We start from the raw sequence: 15613 nt of genomic DNA on the forward strand, positions 1-15613 counted from the left end.
GCGGCGCTCGCCAACGGACTGGCGACGAGGTGACGGCGTTCCACGTCCGAATTTCCTGATCCTGGTCGTTTCGCAGGCGCGCGCCGCTCGGTTTACCGGCGCTTCAGACGCGCGGCGGGTATCACACCCCGCGACATTTCACAAAATGAGGGTTTCTCCACCCGCATGCCGAAGAAGCATGCGCTTCCCTGAATGGCTCCGGGGGGTATCCTCCCTACGTGACCCGCGACTCCGCCACGCCGTGCTGACCCTGCTGCTCCTCGCCACCGGGGGCCTGCTGGTCCTTGCCGCGGCGGCGCCGGCGCTGGCGCGCCACGCGAAGGGTGCGCCCGTCGTGCTGGGCGGTTGCGCCGCCGCATCGGTGCTGATCGCGGCGGGGGCCGTGGGCGGGCTGCTCGGCGGGCCCGACGCGCTGGACCTGCCCTTCGGCCCGCCCTGGGGTCCGGCGCGGGTCGCGATCGATGCGCTGTCGGCCTGGTTCCTGCTGATCCTGGGGCTGGCGGGGACCGCCGCCTCGATCTTCGCCCTGGGCAGCCTGCATGGGCCGGAGGCGCCGCGCCGCCTCCTCCCCTACCCGCTCTTTCTCGCGGGCATGGCTGTCACGCTGCTCGCCGCTGACGGCTTCACCCTGCTGCTCGGCTTCGAGGCGATGTCCCTCGCCTCCTGGGTGCTCGTCGCGCATGAGCACGAGGAGGAGGAGGCGAACCGTCGCGCCGCGCGGATCTACCTCGGCTTCGCGGGCTTCGGCGGGCTGTCGCTGATGCTCGCCTTCGGCGTGCTCGCCGGCGGCGCGGGGGACGTCGCCTTCGCCGCCCTGCGGGAGGCCCCGCCCGACGGCTGGCGCGCGGCGCTGGTGCTGGCGTTGGTACTCGCCGGGGCGGGATCCAAGGCCGGGCTCGCGCCGTTGCATGTCTGGCTGCCCCTCGCCCACCCCGCGGCGCCGAGCCATGTCTCGGCGCTGATGTCGGGCGCGATGACCAAGGTCGCGATCTACGTCCTCGCCCGTTTCGCCTTCGACCTGATGGGATCGGCGCAGCCGCTCTGGCTCGGCGCGCCGCTGGTGGCACTCGGCGCGGCCTCGGCGGTGATCGGCGCGCTGCGCGCGAATCTCGAGGAGGACATCAAGACGCTCCTCGCCTGCTCGACCATCGAGAATGTCGGGCTGATCTCGATCGGCCTCGGGCTTGCGCTGGCCTTCCGCGGCGCGGACCTGCCGGCGCTCGCCGCACTCGCGGCAGGGGCGGCGCTGCTGCACGCGCTGAACCATGCGGTGTTCAAGACGCTGCTGTTCCTGGCCGCCGGGGAAGTGCTGCACGGCGCGCTGTCGCGGCGGATCGACCGGCTGGGCGGGCTGATCCATCGCATGCCGGTCACCGCCTGGGCGGCGCTGGCGGGCGTGGCGGCGGCCGCATCGCTGCCGCCGCTGTCGGGCTTCGCGTCCGAATGGCTGCTGCTGCAGGCGCTGCTGGCGTCCTGGCGGGTGGGCGACCTCGCCTTCCAGATGGGTGCCGCGGCAGCGACGGCGCTGGCCGCGCTGGCCGCGGCCCTCGCAGCAGCGGCCATGGTCCGCTTCTGGGGCTTGGTCTTCCTCGGCCGGCCGCGCACGCCGCGCGCCGCGGGCGCGGAGGAAGGCGGACGGCTGGTCCAGGCCGCGCTGATCCTGCCGGCGGCACTTACCGTCCTGTTCGGGCTGCTGCCCGGGGTGATGCTCGACCTCGCGGAGCCGGCGCTGCGGCTGATGACGCGCGCCGCGGCGCCGCGGGCGGGCTTCGTCGCCATCGGCGCGGCGGAAGGCGGGGCGCGCTACTGGCCGCTGCTGGTCGCGCTGCTGCTCGCGGCGGCGGTCGGCGCCGTGGTCTGGGCGGTGCGCCGGCGCGCGCCGGCGGGCGTGGCGCGCGGCCCGATCTGGGATTGCGGCTTCATCGCCGCCCCGCACCACCTGCCCTTCGGCGACCCCTCGTCGCAGCCCACCGCCTCGGGCTTCGGCCAGCCGCTGCGCCGGATGCTCGGCACCAGCCTGCTCGCGGCGCGGGAGGGAGTGACCATGCCGCCGCCCGGCGCCACCGCCCCCGCCGTGCTCCAATCCGGCTTCCACGACCCTGCCCTCGTTGCGCTGGAAGGGCCGGTGCCGCGCTGGCGGGACGCGGCCGCGGCGCAGGCGGAACGGCTGCGCGACCTGTCGATCCGGCAATGCCTCGGCCTCACCTTCGGCGCGGTGGTTCTGATGCTCGCCCTGCTCGCCTGGCTGGAGGCGCGCTGATGGCGGTCGTGTGGTCGATCCTCTCCCAGGCGCTGCACATCGCGCTGATCGTCGCGGCGGCGCCGGTGCTGACCGGCGTGCTGCGCTGGCTCAAGGCACGGATGATGGGCCGGCGCGGCGCGCATCCGCTGCAGCCGGTGTGGGACCTGCTGAAGCTGCTGCGCAAGACGCCGGTGCTGGCGGAGAACGCCTCGGTCGTCTCGCGCGCCGCGCCCTACCTCACGGCCGGCGCTGCGGTCGCGGCGGCGGCGCTGGTGCCCTCCTTCGCGCGCGGCATGGCCCTGGCACCGCTGTCGGACCTCATCGTCGTCGCGGGGCTGCTGGCGCTCGGTCGCGTCGCGATGGCGCTGGCGGGGATGGATGTGGGAACGCCCTTCGGCGGCCTCGGCGCGGCCCGCGAGATGTCCTTTGCCGCGCTCGCGGAACCGGCCCTCGTCGTCGCTGCGCTGTCGCTCGCGATCCTCGCGGGCACCACGAACCTGGACGCCATCGCCGGTGCCTTCCGCGAAGGCGGGCTCGGCCTTCGCGTCTCGCTCGGCCTCGCCCTCGTCGCGATGCTGGCCGTCGCGGTGGCGGAGAATGCCCGCATCCCCGTCGACAATCCCGCGACGCATCTCGAACTGACCATGGTGCATGAGGCGATGATCCTCGAGGCCTCGGGCCGGCACCTCGCGCTGTGGGATTTCGCGGCGATGCTGCGGCTGACGCTGTGGCTCGCGCTCCTCTCGGCGGTGTTCCTGCCGCTGGGCCAGGCGCCGGCCGGCGCGGGGCCGCATCTGTGGATCGTCGGTCTCGCGGCTTGGCTCGCGAAGATGGGCGCGCTGGCGCTGGCGCTGGCCGCCTTCGAAAGCGCGATCGCCAAGATGCGTGTCTTCCGCGTGCCGGAATTCCTTGGCGCGGCACTGCTGCTCGGCCTGCTGGGCGCGGTGCTGCTCTTCGTCTCGACGGGGCTGACATGAGCTTCGGTCAGCTCGGCTACGACGTCGCGCATCTGCTCGGGGGCGGGGTGCTGCTGCTGTCCTTCGTGCTGCTGTACCAGCGGCGCATCGGGGCGGTGATCAACGCCTTCGCGACGCAGGGGACGCTGCTCGCGCTGGCCGCCGCCTGGCAGGCCCATGCGCAGGGGGCGCCGGGGCTCTACCTCACGGCGGTGCTCGCCTTCGCCGCCAAGGGTGTGCTGATCCCCCTCGCGCTACACGCCATCGTGCGGCGGCTCAACCTGCATCGCAGCGTGGAAACGGCGCTCGGCGTCGGCCTGTCGATGACCGCCGGCGTCGCGCTGGTCGGCCTGTCCATCCTGGTGGTGCTGCCGGCGACCGAGGGCGCGCGCGCCCTGGCGCGGGAGGATGTGGCCCTCGCGCTGTCCGTCGTGCTGCTCGGCATGCTGATGATGATCACGCGGCGCAACGCGATCAGCCAGGTGATCGGGCTGCTGTCGCTCGAGAACGGTCTGATCCTCGCCGCCATCGGCGTCGCCGGCATGCCGCTGGTGGTCGAACTTTCCACCGCCGCGCTGGTGCTGATGGTCGCCGTCGTCGCCGGTGTCTTCGCCTTCCAGATCCGCGAGCGCTTCGACACGCTCGACACCGGCAGCCTCGAGGAACATCGCGGGGAGGGTCGGTGATGCCCCTGCAATGGGCCATCGTCTTCTTCGCCTGGGGCGGCGCCGTCGCGCTGGCCGCGGTGCCGCGGCTGCGCACCGCGACGCTGGTCAATGTCGGCGTCAGCGCCGTCTCCTTCCTGCTCGCCGTCGCCCTCGCCCTGCAGCCCTTCGCGCAGCATGGCTGGACCCGCACGGATGCGCTGAACACGCCCTTCATCCTGGTCTCGGCCTTCGTCGGGCTCACCACCTCGGTCTTCTCGGCCGCGACGCTGGACCAGGAAGGCTTCGACCATTGGCGCATCCGCGCCTACCACGCCGCCTACCAGGTCTTCATGGGGGCGCAGACGCTCGCCCTGCTCGCCGACAACCTCGGCGTGATGTGGGTGGCGATCGAGATCGCGACGCTGGCGACCGTCTCGATGGTCGCGGTCCACCGCACGCCGGCGGCCTTCGAGGCAGCCTGGAAGTTCTTCATCCTCTGCGGCGTCGGCATCGCGCTGGCGCTGTTCGGCACCATCGTCCTCTACCTCGCGGCCCAGCCCCTGCTGCATGAGGAAACCGGCCTGTCCTGGGCCGCGCTGATGGGTGTCGCGGCGCGGTGCGACCCGAACACGCTCAACCTCGCCTTCGCCTTCCTGCTGCTCGGCTACGGCACCAAGGCGGGGCTCGTGCCGCTGCATTCCTGGCTGCCGGATGCCCATGCCGAAGGGCCGGTGCCGATCTCGGCCGTGCTGTCGGGACTGCTGCTGAATGCGGCGATGCTCGCGGTGCTGCGGGCGAAGTCGATCGTCGGCGCCAATCCGGACGCCATCGCGCCGGGGCCGTTCCTGATCGCGCTCGGCCTCGCCTCGGTGCTGCTCGCCTCGGTCTCGCTGTGGCGGCGGCGGGATGCGCGGCGCTTCTTCGGCTGGTCCTCCATCGAGCACATGGGCATCGTCGCCTTCGCCTTCGGGCTTGGCGGGGCGGCGGCGAACCTCGCGGGGCTGCTGCACCTGGTCGGCCATTCCGTCATCAAGAGCGCGGTGTTCTTCGGCGTCGGTCGCGCCGCCCAGGCCAAGGGCAGCCAGAAGATCGCCGACATCTCGGGCCTGGTCGCGACGCATCCGGCGCTGGGCTGGGGCCTCGCCTTCGCCATCGCGGGCATCGCGGGGATGCCGCCCTTCCTGCTGTTTGCCTCGGAATTCCGCCTGCTCACCGCCGCGGCGGCCGAGGCGCCCTGGCTGGCGCTGGCGCTCGTCGCCGGCATGGTGATGGCGCTGGCCGCGCTCATCACCGTCCTGCAGGCGCTCTGCTTCGGCCCGCCGACGTCCGACGCCGCCGGTGCGCTGGATGGCTGGCGGGAGGCCGCAGCGGCGGCACCGCTCTGGCTGCATCTCGCTGTCGCCACCCTGCTCGGCCTCGCCATGCCCGGCGCGCTGGCTGCCATGCTGGCCGAGGCCGCGAGGATCATCGGATGAGCGCTACCGCCCTGATCCGCGCCGGTGCGCCGCAGGGGGCGCGGCCCTTCGAGCGATTCCTGCTGTCCCCCGACGCCTGGGCCCGCCTGCCCGCCGCGCTGCGGGCGGAACCCTCGCTTGCGCTGCTCGCCCTCTGGGCCGAACCGGGCCTGGTCCACGCCGCCTTCCTCGACGAAGCCGCGGGCGGCGTACTTCTGGCTTCCGCCCCGGCCGAGGGCGGCCGCTACGCCGCCCTCTCGCCCGCCCGCCCGGGTGCGATCCGCTTCGAGCGCATGATCCGCGACCTCTGGGGCCTCACGGCCGAGGGCGCCGTCGACCTCCGCCCTTGGCTCGACCATGGACGCTGGCCAGTGGCTGGGCCGCTGTCGGGCCAGCCGGCGCAACTTACGGGCGCCGAGCCCCCCCAGCCCGAATTCCTCCCGGTCGAGGGCGAGGGCGTCCACCAGATCCCGGTCGGTCCGATCCATGCCGGCGTCATCGAGCCCGGCCATTTCCGCTTCCACATCCAGGGCGAGATCGTCGTCCGGCTCGAGGAACGGCTCGGCTACAAGCACAAGGGCACGCTGTCGCTCATGCTCGGCAAGTCGCCGCGCGCCGCGGCGGTCTTCCCCGCCCGGCTGTCGGGCGATTCCACCGTGGCCCATGCCTGGGCCTTCGCCGCCGCGGCCGAGGCCGCGCTGGGCGTCGCCGTGCCGGAACGTGCCACCGCGCTGCGCGCCGTGATGGGCGAGCTCGAGCGCATCCACAACCACCTCAATGACTGGGGCTTCGTCTGCAACGACGCGGCCTTCGCCTTCCCGCACGCCCGCTGCGGCTTCCTGCGCGAACAGGTGCTGCGCGCCTGCGCCGCGGCCTTCGGCCACCGGCTGATGATGGATTGCGTCCTGCCCGGCGGCGTCGCGCCGGACATCGCCGATGGCGGGGCGGCGGCGATCCTCGCCGCGCTCGCGGCCGTCGAGGCCGAGATCCCGGCACTCGTGAAGATCTACGAGAGCCACGCCAGCCTGCAGGACCGCGTGGTCGGCACCGGCTTCCTGAACCCGGACTTCGCCCGGGCCTATGCGGCAGGCGGCTTCGTCGGCCGCGGGTCCGGCCGGCGCTTCGACGCCCGCATGGCGCCGGGCTACGCGCCCTACGACCTGCTCGCCCCGCCCGTGGTGGTCGAGGCCGGCGGCGACGTCGATGCCCGTGTGCGCGTGCGCATCGCCGAACTCCGAGCGTCGATCGCCATGGTCCGCCGCCTGCTCGGCGCCCTGCCCGGCGGCGAGACGCTGGTCGCCCTGCCCGCCCATGGCGGCGAGGGCAGCGCCCTCGTCGAAGGCTTCCGCGGCGAATGCCTGGCCTGGCTGCGCCTGGACGATGGCGGGCTGATCCGCGGCGTCTTCCTGCGCGACCCGTCCTGGCTGCAATGGCCGCTGCTGGAGGCCGCGATCGAGGGGAACATCGTCGCCGACTTCCCCCTGTGCAACAAATCCTTCAACTGCTCCTACAGTGGGGTCGACCTGTGAGCGGACGACGCACAGGCGCGGCGCCCGGGAGCACAACCCCCCCAGGCGAATCGACATGCTCTGGCCACGCCTCGCCCGCGCGCTGATCGGCAAGCCGCTGACCGACCCGGCGCCGCCGGTGCCGCAGGACACGGTCCACGCGCTGGCCGAACGCCTCGCCGCCACGGCCCGCACCCGGCTGGGCCGCAGCCTCGCGATCCGGGAGGTCGACAGCGGATCCTGCAACGGCTGCGAGCTCGAGGTGAACGCGCTGCAGAACGTCGCCTACGACCTCGAGCGATTCGGCCTGCGCTTCGTCGCCTCCCCCAAGCATGCCGACGTGCTGCTCGTCACCGGCCCCGCCTGCCGCAACATGGCCGAGGCGATGGAGCGCGCGCTCGCCTGCACGCCCGAACCGCGCTGGGTCGTTGCCGCGGGGGATTGCGCGGTGGATGGCGGGGTCTTCAAGGGGTCCTACGCCGTGCATGGCGGCGTCGGCGCGGTGCTGCCGGTCGATCTGCTGATCCCGGGCTGCCCGCCCTCCCCCACCCAGTTGCTGGAAGGGCTGCTGGCGCTGCTGGAGGCCGAGGCCCGGCCCCCCCGCAAAGAAAATAGGGCCGGCTGGATTGCTCCAGCCGGCCCGTAAGCCCACCCCGAAGGGGGGCCAGTCTGACGGCGGCCTGCCGGGAATAAGCCGCCGCGACACAAGGACCTTCGCAGGTGCGGCCTCTCCTCCCGGTGGCAGTGTCCTTACATCTGAGCAACCAAGCCGGGCGGTCAGATAAGGCAGAGCTCGGCCAGATCCTTGCGCAGCCGCGGCGGCAGGCGGTCCAGCCCGATCGCCGGCGGGCGGTCGGCGGCGACATCCGGGGGCGCTTCCTCGGGCTTGAGGTAGCGCCAGCCCTGGAAGGCCTTGGTCGGGCGGGCTTCGACGGGGACCAGGGTGGGATCCAGCACAAGGGCGGCGCATTGGGTGGTGTCGTCCCAGGCTTCCTCGCGGATCTCGAGGATGCGCTGGCGCACGCGCACGAAGCCGCCGATCACCCAGTAGATCGACCCGCCATCGGTGACCTCGGCGATCCGCTTGGGAAACATGCGGGTCCAGGCGCGCAGCGGCGGTTCGGTGCGCAGCCGTTCCTTCTGCAGCGCCGCGAGCGCGGCGACGTCCTTGGGCCCGACCGAGAGCTTGATGAGGTGCAGCACGCCCCTCCATCTCGCGCCGGACCCCGAGTCGGCAAGGGGCGAGCGCGACGGGGCCGTAACCGGCCCGGCCAGGGCGGCGAAACTGCCAGTGACCGCGGCCTCCCGGGCCGCCCCGGAGACGCCGCATGTCCCTTCCCGCCCCTGCCGCCGCCCCGCGGCCCCTGGCCCGCCCGGCGCGGGACCTGCGCCTCGATATCGTGCGGGGCTGGATGCAGATCTCGATCTTCGGCGCCCATGCGGTGGGATCGGCCTTCGGTGCCTATGGCATCCATGCCGCCTGGGGGGTCTCGGACAGTTCCGGGCAGTTCGTCTTCCTGTCGGGCTTCGTGCTGGCCTCGGTCTTCCTGCTGAAGGAACACCGGCGCGGGGCGTGGGATGCGACGACGGACATGCTGCGCCGCGCCGGGCGGCTGTGGGTGGTCCACCTCATCCTGTTCTTCATGTTCGGCGCGACGGTCATCTGGTCGGAGATGGCCCTGCCCCTGCCCGGCGAGATCGACCGCCTGGCCTGGCGGATGCTGGTGGATGACCCGCTCCATGCCCTGCCGGGCGCGGCGCTGCTGCTCTACATGCCGAACTACGTCGACATCCTGCCGGTCTTCGTCCTCGCCATGCTGCTGCTGCCGGGCTTCCTGCTGCTGGCCGGGCGGGTCGGGGCTTGGGCGCTGCTGCCCTCCTTCGCGGTCTGGGCCGGGGTGCAGGCGGGGATCTGGGAGTACTGGTCCTGGCTGCCGACCGGACTCGACCCGCTGGCCTGGCAATTCGTCTTCCTGCTCGGGGCCTGGTTCGGCCGGCGGGCGCTGCTGACCGGCGCGGCGGTGGCCTACCGGCGCTGGGGCGTGGTCCTCGCGGCCGTTGTGGTCGCGGCAGGCTTCGCCCAGCGGGTGGCGGAAGGGCTGGGCAGCCCGCTCGCGCTCGACGAGGACACGATCTGGATCCTTGCCGCCAAGTCGCATATCGGGCCGTTTAACCTGCTGCACGGCTTGGCGCTTGCCTATCTGGTCGCGGTGCTGGTGCCGCGCGACGCGGCCTGGATGCACCGCGCGGGTGCGCAGGCGCTGGCCGCGGTCGGGCGGCACAGCCTCAATGTGTTCTGCATCGGCATCCTGTTGTCCTGGGCGGTGACGGCCGGGTTGCGCCTGCTGCCGCCGCATTGGTGGGTCGACCCCGCGCTGACGCTGGCCGGCGCCGCGCTGCTGGTCGGCTTCGCCCTGATCGCCGAGCGCCGCCGCGCCGTCACGGCCCCCGTGACGCCATGAGCGCCTGCGCCACCATCGGGCCGGTCTTCGCGAAGGGCCCCCGCGCCCCTAGATTGGGTCGGCAACGGAGCGGCACGGTCGTAGTGGCGGATGGCGACGGACGCTGGGAGGCCCTGATGGTCGCGGCGCAGGCCGGCGACGCGCGCGCCTACGACCTGCTGCTGCGCGACTGCCTGCCCCTGCTGCGCGGCATCGCGCGCCGCCGCATCGCCGACGCGCACGAGGCCGAGGACGCGGTCCAGGACACGCTGCTCACCGTCCATCGGATGCTCGCGACCTACGACCCCTCGCGCCCGCTGCGCCCCTGGCTCATCGCCATCACCGAGCGCCGCTGCGTCGATCGCCTGCGCCGCCGCGGGCGCGGCGCAGGCCGGGAGACGCCGATCGACGACCATGCCGAGACCCTCGCCGCCCCCGCGACCGAGACGGGCGAGGACCGGATCGCCGGCCGCCAGCTGCGCGAGGCCGTCGCGGAGCTGCCCGAAAGCCAGCGCACCGCGCTGCGCCTCGCCAAGCTCGAGGACCTGCCGCTGGCCGATGCCGCCGCGAAATCCGGCCTGTCGGTCGGCGCGCTGAAGGTCGCGACGCATCGCGCCCTCAAGACCCTGCGCCGGCGCTTCGGCGCGGAGGACAAGCCGTGACCGCCACCGACGACCTGATCTCCCGCCTGTCCGCCGATCTCCGCCCGGTCCGCCGCCTCGCGCCGCCGATGCGCCGCGCGGCGGGCTGGCTTGGCTTCGCCACCCTGCTGATCGCGGTGGCGGTCGCGGTGTTCGGGCTGCGTCCCGATTTCGCCGAGCGCCTGCGCGACGCCAGCGAGGTCGTGCAATGGGTCGCCTCGGCCGCGACCGGCGTACTGGCGACCATCGCGGCCTTCCAGCTCTCGCTGCCCGACCGCTCGCCGCGCTGGATCTTGCTGCCGCTGCCCGCCGCGGCGGTCTGGGTCGCCACGCTCGGCCTCGGCTGCCTGGCGGAGGTGGCAAGGGTCGGGCCGGCCGCGTTGTGGCCAGGATTCTCGCCCGGCTGCATGGCCTTCGTGCTCGGCCTCGGCCTGCCGCTGGCGGGGTCGCTCGTGTGGATGCTGCGCTACGCGGTGGCGATCCGGCCGGTGCCGGTCGCGGTCATGGGCGGGCTCGCCGGGGCGGCGCTGTCGGCGGCCGGGCTGTGGCTGTTCCACGAGCTGGAAGGCGCCGCCGAGGCGCTGATCTGGCACGCGGGCATGACGCTGGTGGTGGTGGGCATCCTGCTTGCCTTCGGGCGGTCCTGGGAACGTCGCGAGGCCGAGCACGGCTTCACCGGCGCTTAAGCCCGGCCAAGGAATGTTGCGGCCGCTCCTTTGCCAGGGTGGCCCATGCGCGCATTCCTCCATCTTCCCGTCGCCGCCAAGATCGCGGTCTCTGGCCTCGTCGCCCTCCTGATGGTCGGCGCGATCGTCGCCACCATGCAGATCACCGGCGCCTCGGTCGAGGCGAGTATCCGCCGCCAGTCCGAAAGCGGGGCGGCGGCGGCGATCATCTCGGCCGCGGCCGTCGGTGCCGCCGAGGCGCCCACCCAGGCCCGCGCGCTGGCCGCTGCGCATACGCCGGCCGCCGTGGAGGCCATCCGCGCCGCCGCCATCCAGGCGCTGGACCGCGCGACGGCGCAGGCGCGGCAGGCGGCGCTGCGCCTCGATGACCCGGCGACGACGGCGCTGGTCGCGACCATCGTGGAGCGCGCCGGGGCCTATACCCTGCTGCTCGAGGAACAGGCCCGCCTGCGGCTCGAGATCCTGCGCCAGCGGGACGAGGCCTTCCTCGCCCGCGCCCAGGACTACGACCAGGCCTTCGAAGGCACCAACGCCGCCATCGACTTCGACCTGACGGGGGAAGCGCAGAACGACGCGCGCACGCGCTTCACGGCCTTCCACCAGGGCTTCAACGATGTGCGCGCCTCTGCGCTGCGCTACCTCGCGACCGGGGACGAGCGGATGGCCCAGCGCGTGCGCCGCGCCGCCGCGCAGTCGCGCGTGCACCTGCGCGGCGCGATCTCCTCCACCCAGCAGGTGCCGCGGGTGCGCGAGGAGTTCGAGCGCATCGGCGCCCTGGCCGAGCAGGCATCCGCCGGCGCCATCGCGACCATCGAGACGCGCGCGCAGTTCGAGCGCCTCGCCGCCGAGCGGGCCCAGCCGGCGCAGGAGGCGCTGCTCGCCGCCTTCGCCGCGGCCAATGACCGGCTTGCCCAGATCGATGCGGCGGCGGAGGCCGCCATCGGGGCGGAGCTGCGCAGCCAGTCGCGGATCGTGCTCGGCACCGCGGTCGGCATCGCGCTGGTGCTGCTGCTCTCGGCCTGGGCGATGGCGCGCACCATCGGGGCGCCGCTGCGGCGCCTCGCCGCGGCGATCGGCGCCATCGCCGGCGGGGAGGCGGACGTGACCGTGCCCGACCGCAACCGCCGCGACGAGATCGGCCGCATCGCCGAGGCGGTGGAACGCATGCGCGTGACCGTGGCCGAGGCCTTCTCCCGCAGCCAGATCATCGAGCAGATGCCCATCGGCGTGCTGGTCGCCGATCCGCGCAACGAGTTCCGCATCACCTACGCCAACGCCTTCTCGATGCACCTGGTGCAGCTGATGGAGGCGCATATGCCCGTGAAGGCCGATGCGATGCTCGGGCAGAGCATCGACATCTTCCACAAAGGTCCGGCGCGCATCCGCGCGCTGCTGTCCGATCCGGCCAACCTGCCCCACAAGGCGCGCGTGCGGGTGGGGACGGAGACGCTGGACCTCAATGCCTCGGCCCTGCGCGACCCGTCCGGGCAGTATGTCGGCGCCATGCTGGCCTGGTCCCGCACGACCGAGCAGGCGCGGCTCGCGGACACCTTCGAGGAGGATATCGGCGCGGTGGTGAATTCCGTCGCGGCCTCGGCGACGCAGCTGCAGCAGGCGGCGCGGACCCTGACCGACGCGGCCGCCGAGACGGGCCGCGAGGCGATGACGGTCTCCGAGGCCGGGACGCAGGCCAATGCCGATGTCCAGGCCGTCGCGGCCGCCGCCGAGGAGATGGCGGCCTCGGTCGAGGAGATCACCCGCCGCGTCGCCGAGGCGGCGGATGTGGCGCGGCGCGCGGTGGCCGAGGCGAAGGCGACGGACACGACGGTGCGCGGGCTGGCAGAAGCCGCATCGCGCATCGGCGACGTGGTGCGGTTGATCGGGGAGATCGCGGGCCAGACCAACCTGCTGGCGCTGAACGCGACGATCGAGGCGGCGCGTGCGGGCGAGGCCGGCAAGGGCTTCGCGGTGGTGGCGAGCGAGGTGAAGAACCTCGCCGGCCAGACGGCGAAGGCGACCGAGGAGATCGGCCGGCAGATCGGCGAGATGCAGGGCGCGACGAACCAGGCGGTAGATGCGATCCGCGCCATCGGTGCGACGGTCGACCGGACCAGCGACATCGCCACGGCGATCGCCGCCGCGGTCGAGGAACAGGGTGCAACGACGCGCGAGATCGCCCGCAGTGCCGCGCAGGTTGCCCAGGCGACCGACACGGTGGCGCGGAAGATCGAGGGCATCCGGGCCGCCGCCGATGCGACCGGCGGTTCGGCCGGGGCCGTCCTGCAGGCGTCGGGGGCGTTGAGCGGCGACGCCGAAACCTTGCGCACCCGTGCCGAGAGCTTCCTGAAGGCCGTCCGCGCCGCCTGACAAGTATCGGTTTCCAAAGGCCTTTCGGCCTTTGGTGGGGTGGTCCGGAGGGGCAAGGCCCCTCCGGCCTTTTCCCTTGCAGGCCAAGTTGCTCTACAGCCCCCGTCGACAGGCTGGAGTGGTGTCATGGCGTACAAGGTCGCGGTCGTCGGGGCCACCGGCGCGGTCGGGCGGGAGATCCTGAAGACGCTGTCCGAGCGTCGCTTCCCGGTGCGGGAGGCGGTGGCCCTCGCCTCGGGCCGTTCGGCGGGGGCTGAGGTCTCCTTCGGCGAGGATGCGGTGCTGAAGGTGCGCGACCTCGACCGCTACGATTTCAACGGCACCGACCTTGCGCTGTTCTCGCCGGGAGCGGCGGTGTCGGCCGTCCATGCGCCGCGCGCGGCGGCGGCGGGGTGCCTGGTCATCGACAACACCTCCCAGTTCCGGATGGAACCGGGCGTGCCGCTGGTGGTGCCGGAGGTGAACCCGCAGGCCATTGCGAAGAGGCCGAAGAAGGGGATCATCGCGAATCCCAACTGCTCGACCATCCAGATGGTCGTCGCGCTGAAGCCGCTGCACGAGATCGCGAAGGTGAAGCGCGTGGTGGTGGCGACCTACCAGTCCGTCTCCGGCGCGGGGAAGGAGGCGATGGACGAGCTCTGGTCCCAGACCCGCGGCGTCTTCGTCAACGACCCGGCGACGCCGGAGCAGTTCACCAAGCCCATCGCCTTCAACGTCATCCCACATATCGACCGATTCATGGACGACGGCGCGACGAAGGAGGAATGGAAGATGGCGGTCGAGACGCGGAAGATCCTGGACCCCGACATCCAGGTGATCGCGACCTGCGTGCGCGTGCCGGTGATGATCGGCCATGCCGAGGCGGTGCATGTCGAGTTCGAGAAGCCGATCACCGAGCGCCAGGCGCGCGAGGCGCTGCGCACGGCGGCCGGCGTGACGCTGCTCGATACCCGCGACGACGGCGGCTATGCGACGCCGCTCGAGATCGCGGGCGAGGATGCGGTCTATGTCTCGCGCCTGCGGAAGGACCCGACGGTGCCGAACGGCCTCGCCTTCTGGTGCGTGGCGGACAACCTGCGCAAGGGCGCGGCGCTGAACGCGGTGCAGATCGCGGAGGAGCTGCACAGGAAGGGCCTCATCGGGCGGCAGGCTTCCTAGGCCAGGCCAGCACCAGCCCGCCCGCCGCGATCAGCGCGCAGCCGACCAGCGCCCAGGCGCCCGGCACGCGCGCGAACAGGATCGCATCCAGGATCAGCGCGAAGACGATGCGCGAATAATGCCAGGGCGCGAGGCCCGAGACCTCCGCCCGCCGCACCGCGCCGGCGATGCACAGCAGCGCCGCCGTCTGCACCGCCGCATAGACCACGACGAGAGCGAGCGCCGCCGCATCCGGCACGCGCCACAGGAAGGGCATGGCAGGCGCCAGCATCACCACGCCGGCCAGCGCCCCCTGCAGCGTCGCATCCCATTCGTCGGCCACGCCGCGGATGCGCCGCGTCATCACCTGGTACAGCGCGTACATCAGCGCGGCGGACACCGGCACCGCCGCCGCCCAGGTGAACAGGTCGCCGCCCGGCCGCACCACCGCGAGCATCCCCGCGAAGCCGAGCGCCAGCGCCACCCATCGCCGCGGCGTCACATGTTCCCGCAGTACCAGCGCGCCGAGCAGCACGAGGATGATCGGCGCAGTGAAGCCCAGCGCCGAGGCCTCGGTGACCGGCACCAGCGAATAGCCGACCACCGCCAGCGTGGTCGAGACGATCAGCAGCACGGCGGCCAGGCGCTGGTCCTTCGCCTGCGGCGGCGCCACCAGCCGGCGCACCGCCGCCGCGGGATCGCGCAGCCGCAGCGCGAAGACCGCCGCGCCGGCCAGCACGATCGCCGAGCGGAGGAAGGTGATCTGCACGGGATCGAGCGTCGCCGCGAGGATCTTCGCGATGGCGTAGCCGAGCGTGTAGAGCAGCCCCGCCCCGAGGGTCAGCATCACGGCAAAGACGGGCTGGCTCATCGCTGGTCCGGGTAGTCCCTGCCCGGCCGCGCCCGGTAGGTCGGCAGGGACCAGCCGGTCAGGATCGCCGCCGCCCGCGCCCCGAAACCCACCAGGATCCCGATGGACACCGCGACGGTGCGCCCGGCGCCCGCGCCCTGCAGCACCACGAAGACGGCCGCGCCCAGCGCCGCGGCGGTCGCGTAGATCTCGCGCCGCAGGATCAGCGGCATCTCGGCGCAGATGATGTCGCGCAGCATGCCGCCCGCCGTCGCGGTGATGGTGCCCATCAGGACCGCGACCCATGGCGTCGCCCCGGCGCGCTGCGCCACCTCCGCCCCCAGCACGGCGAACAGCCCGAGGCCCACCGCGTCCGCCCAGAGCAATACGACGAAGCGCCGTTCGACCAGATGCGCCGTGAAGAATACCAGCAGCGCCAGCCCCGCCGCGAGCCCCACCATCCCCGGCACGTTCAGCCAGAAGACAGGCTGGTTCAGGATCACGTCCCGCACCGTGCCACCCCCGAAGGCGCAGAGGCAGGCGACCAGCATGAACCCCACCGGATCGAGCTGCTTGCGCGACGCGCTCAGCGCCCCGGCCACCGCCAGCACCGCGACCGCCGCCCAGGTGAGCGCCAGCAGAAGATCGTCGAAGGCCGTCACCGGGGCCCCGGCCCCCGGAGGT

General features: G+C 73.0%; 14 protein-coding genes. 11 read left to right on the forward strand and 3 right to left on the reverse strand.

All coding sequences use genetic code 11. From position 1 onward, the window contains the following. Window positions 1-241 precede the first annotated feature (241 nt). From GWK15_RS05625 to GWK15_RS05650, 6 genes are read left to right on the forward strand one after another with little or no spacing between them, the layout of a single operon-like run. Window positions 242-2260: a proton-conducting transporter transmembrane domain-containing protein gene (locus GWK15_RS05625; protein WP_168039880.1), complete on the forward strand. Its 2019-nt coding sequence runs from the start codon at window positions 242-244 to the stop codon at window positions 2258-2260. Continuing rightward, a complete protein-coding gene (locus GWK15_RS05630; protein WP_168039882.1) occupies window positions 2260-3219 on the forward strand; it encodes a respiratory chain complex I subunit 1 family protein in 960 nt (319 codons plus the stop codon). Before GWK15_RS05625 ends, GWK15_RS05630 begins: the two co-directional genes overlap by 1 nt. Next, a complete protein-coding gene (locus GWK15_RS05635) occupies window positions 3216-3884 on the forward strand; it encodes a hydrogenase-4 component E (RefSeq protein ID WP_168039884.1) in 669 nt (222 codons plus the stop codon). Before GWK15_RS05630 ends, GWK15_RS05635 begins: the two co-directional genes overlap by 4 nt. Beyond that, window positions 3884-5320, forward strand: coding sequence for a hydrogenase 4 subunit F (locus GWK15_RS05640; protein ID WP_168039886.1), 1437 nt, complete (start codon window positions 3884-3886; stop codon window positions 5318-5320). Before GWK15_RS05635 ends, GWK15_RS05640 begins: the two co-directional genes overlap by 1 nt. Beyond that, window positions 5317-6828, forward strand: a complete 1512-nt coding sequence (locus tag GWK15_RS05645; protein ID WP_168039888.1) for a hydrogenase large subunit — start codon at window positions 5317-5319, stop codon at window positions 6826-6828. Before GWK15_RS05640 ends, GWK15_RS05645 begins: the two co-directional genes overlap by 4 nt. 55 nt (window positions 6829-6883) lie before the next feature. After that, entirely contained in the window at window positions 6884-7453 is a 570-nt protein-coding gene (locus GWK15_RS05650) for an NADH-quinone oxidoreductase subunit B family protein (protein ID WP_168039890.1), read from the forward strand. 131 nt (window positions 7454-7584) lie between these two features. On the opposite strand, the gene GWK15_RS05655 is transcribed toward GWK15_RS05650, so the two are convergent. Next, the gene (locus tag GWK15_RS05655) at window positions 7585-8010 is read right to left on the reverse strand and encodes a DUF1489 family protein (protein WP_168039892.1); all 426 of its coding nucleotides are present in this window, start codon (window positions 8008-8010) and stop codon (window positions 7585-7587) included. Between the two features lie 125 nt (window positions 8011-8135). On the opposite strand from GWK15_RS05655, the gene opgC reads away from it, so the two are divergent. From opgC to GWK15_RS05680, 5 genes are all read left to right on the forward strand, one after another. After that, window positions 8136-9269, forward strand: coding sequence for an OpgC domain-containing protein (gene opgC / locus GWK15_RS05660; RefSeq protein WP_168039894.1), 1134 nt, complete (start codon window positions 8136-8138; stop codon window positions 9267-9269). After that, window positions 9266-9910 (forward strand): sigma-70 family RNA polymerase sigma factor, encoded by a 645-nt coding sequence (locus GWK15_RS05665; protein ID WP_209441999.1) that lies wholly within the window; start codon window positions 9266-9268, stop codon window positions 9908-9910. The genes opgC and GWK15_RS05665 overlap by 4 nt, the downstream gene beginning before the upstream one ends. Next, entirely contained in the window at window positions 9907-10575 is a 669-nt protein-coding gene (locus tag GWK15_RS05670) for an NrsF family protein (RefSeq protein ID WP_168039896.1), read from the forward strand. The genes GWK15_RS05665 and GWK15_RS05670 overlap by 4 nt, the downstream gene beginning before the upstream one ends. Window positions 10576-10620: 45 nt before the next feature. Next, entirely contained in the window at window positions 10621-12942 is a 2322-nt protein-coding gene (locus GWK15_RS05675; protein WP_168039898.1) for a methyl-accepting chemotaxis protein, read from the forward strand. A 126-nt stretch (window positions 12943-13068) separates the two neighbouring features. After that, complete coding sequence (locus GWK15_RS05680; RefSeq protein WP_168039900.1) at window positions 13069-14100, forward strand: aspartate-semialdehyde dehydrogenase; 1032 nt, start codon at window positions 13069-13071, stop codon at window positions 14098-14100. Here the strand turns inward: GWK15_RS05680 and GWK15_RS05685 are convergent. After that, window positions 14078-14950 (reverse strand): DMT family transporter, encoded by an 873-nt coding sequence (locus GWK15_RS05685; RefSeq protein WP_168039902.1) that lies wholly within the window; start codon window positions 14948-14950, stop codon window positions 14078-14080. The genes GWK15_RS05680 and GWK15_RS05685 overlap by 23 nt on opposite strands. Continuing rightward, the gene (locus GWK15_RS05690; RefSeq protein WP_338147197.1) at window positions 14947-15591 is read right to left on the reverse strand and encodes a trimeric intracellular cation channel family protein; all 645 of its coding nucleotides are present in this window, start codon (window positions 15589-15591) and stop codon (window positions 14947-14949) included. The genes GWK15_RS05685 and GWK15_RS05690 overlap by 4 nt, the downstream gene beginning before the upstream one ends. Between the last annotated feature and the right edge of the window lie 22 nt (window positions 15592-15613).

It is taken from the genome of Neoroseomonas oryzicola, from assembly GCF_012163135.1.
GTDB lineage: Bacteria > Pseudomonadota > Alphaproteobacteria > Acetobacterales > Acetobacteraceae > Neoroseomonas > Neoroseomonas oryzicola.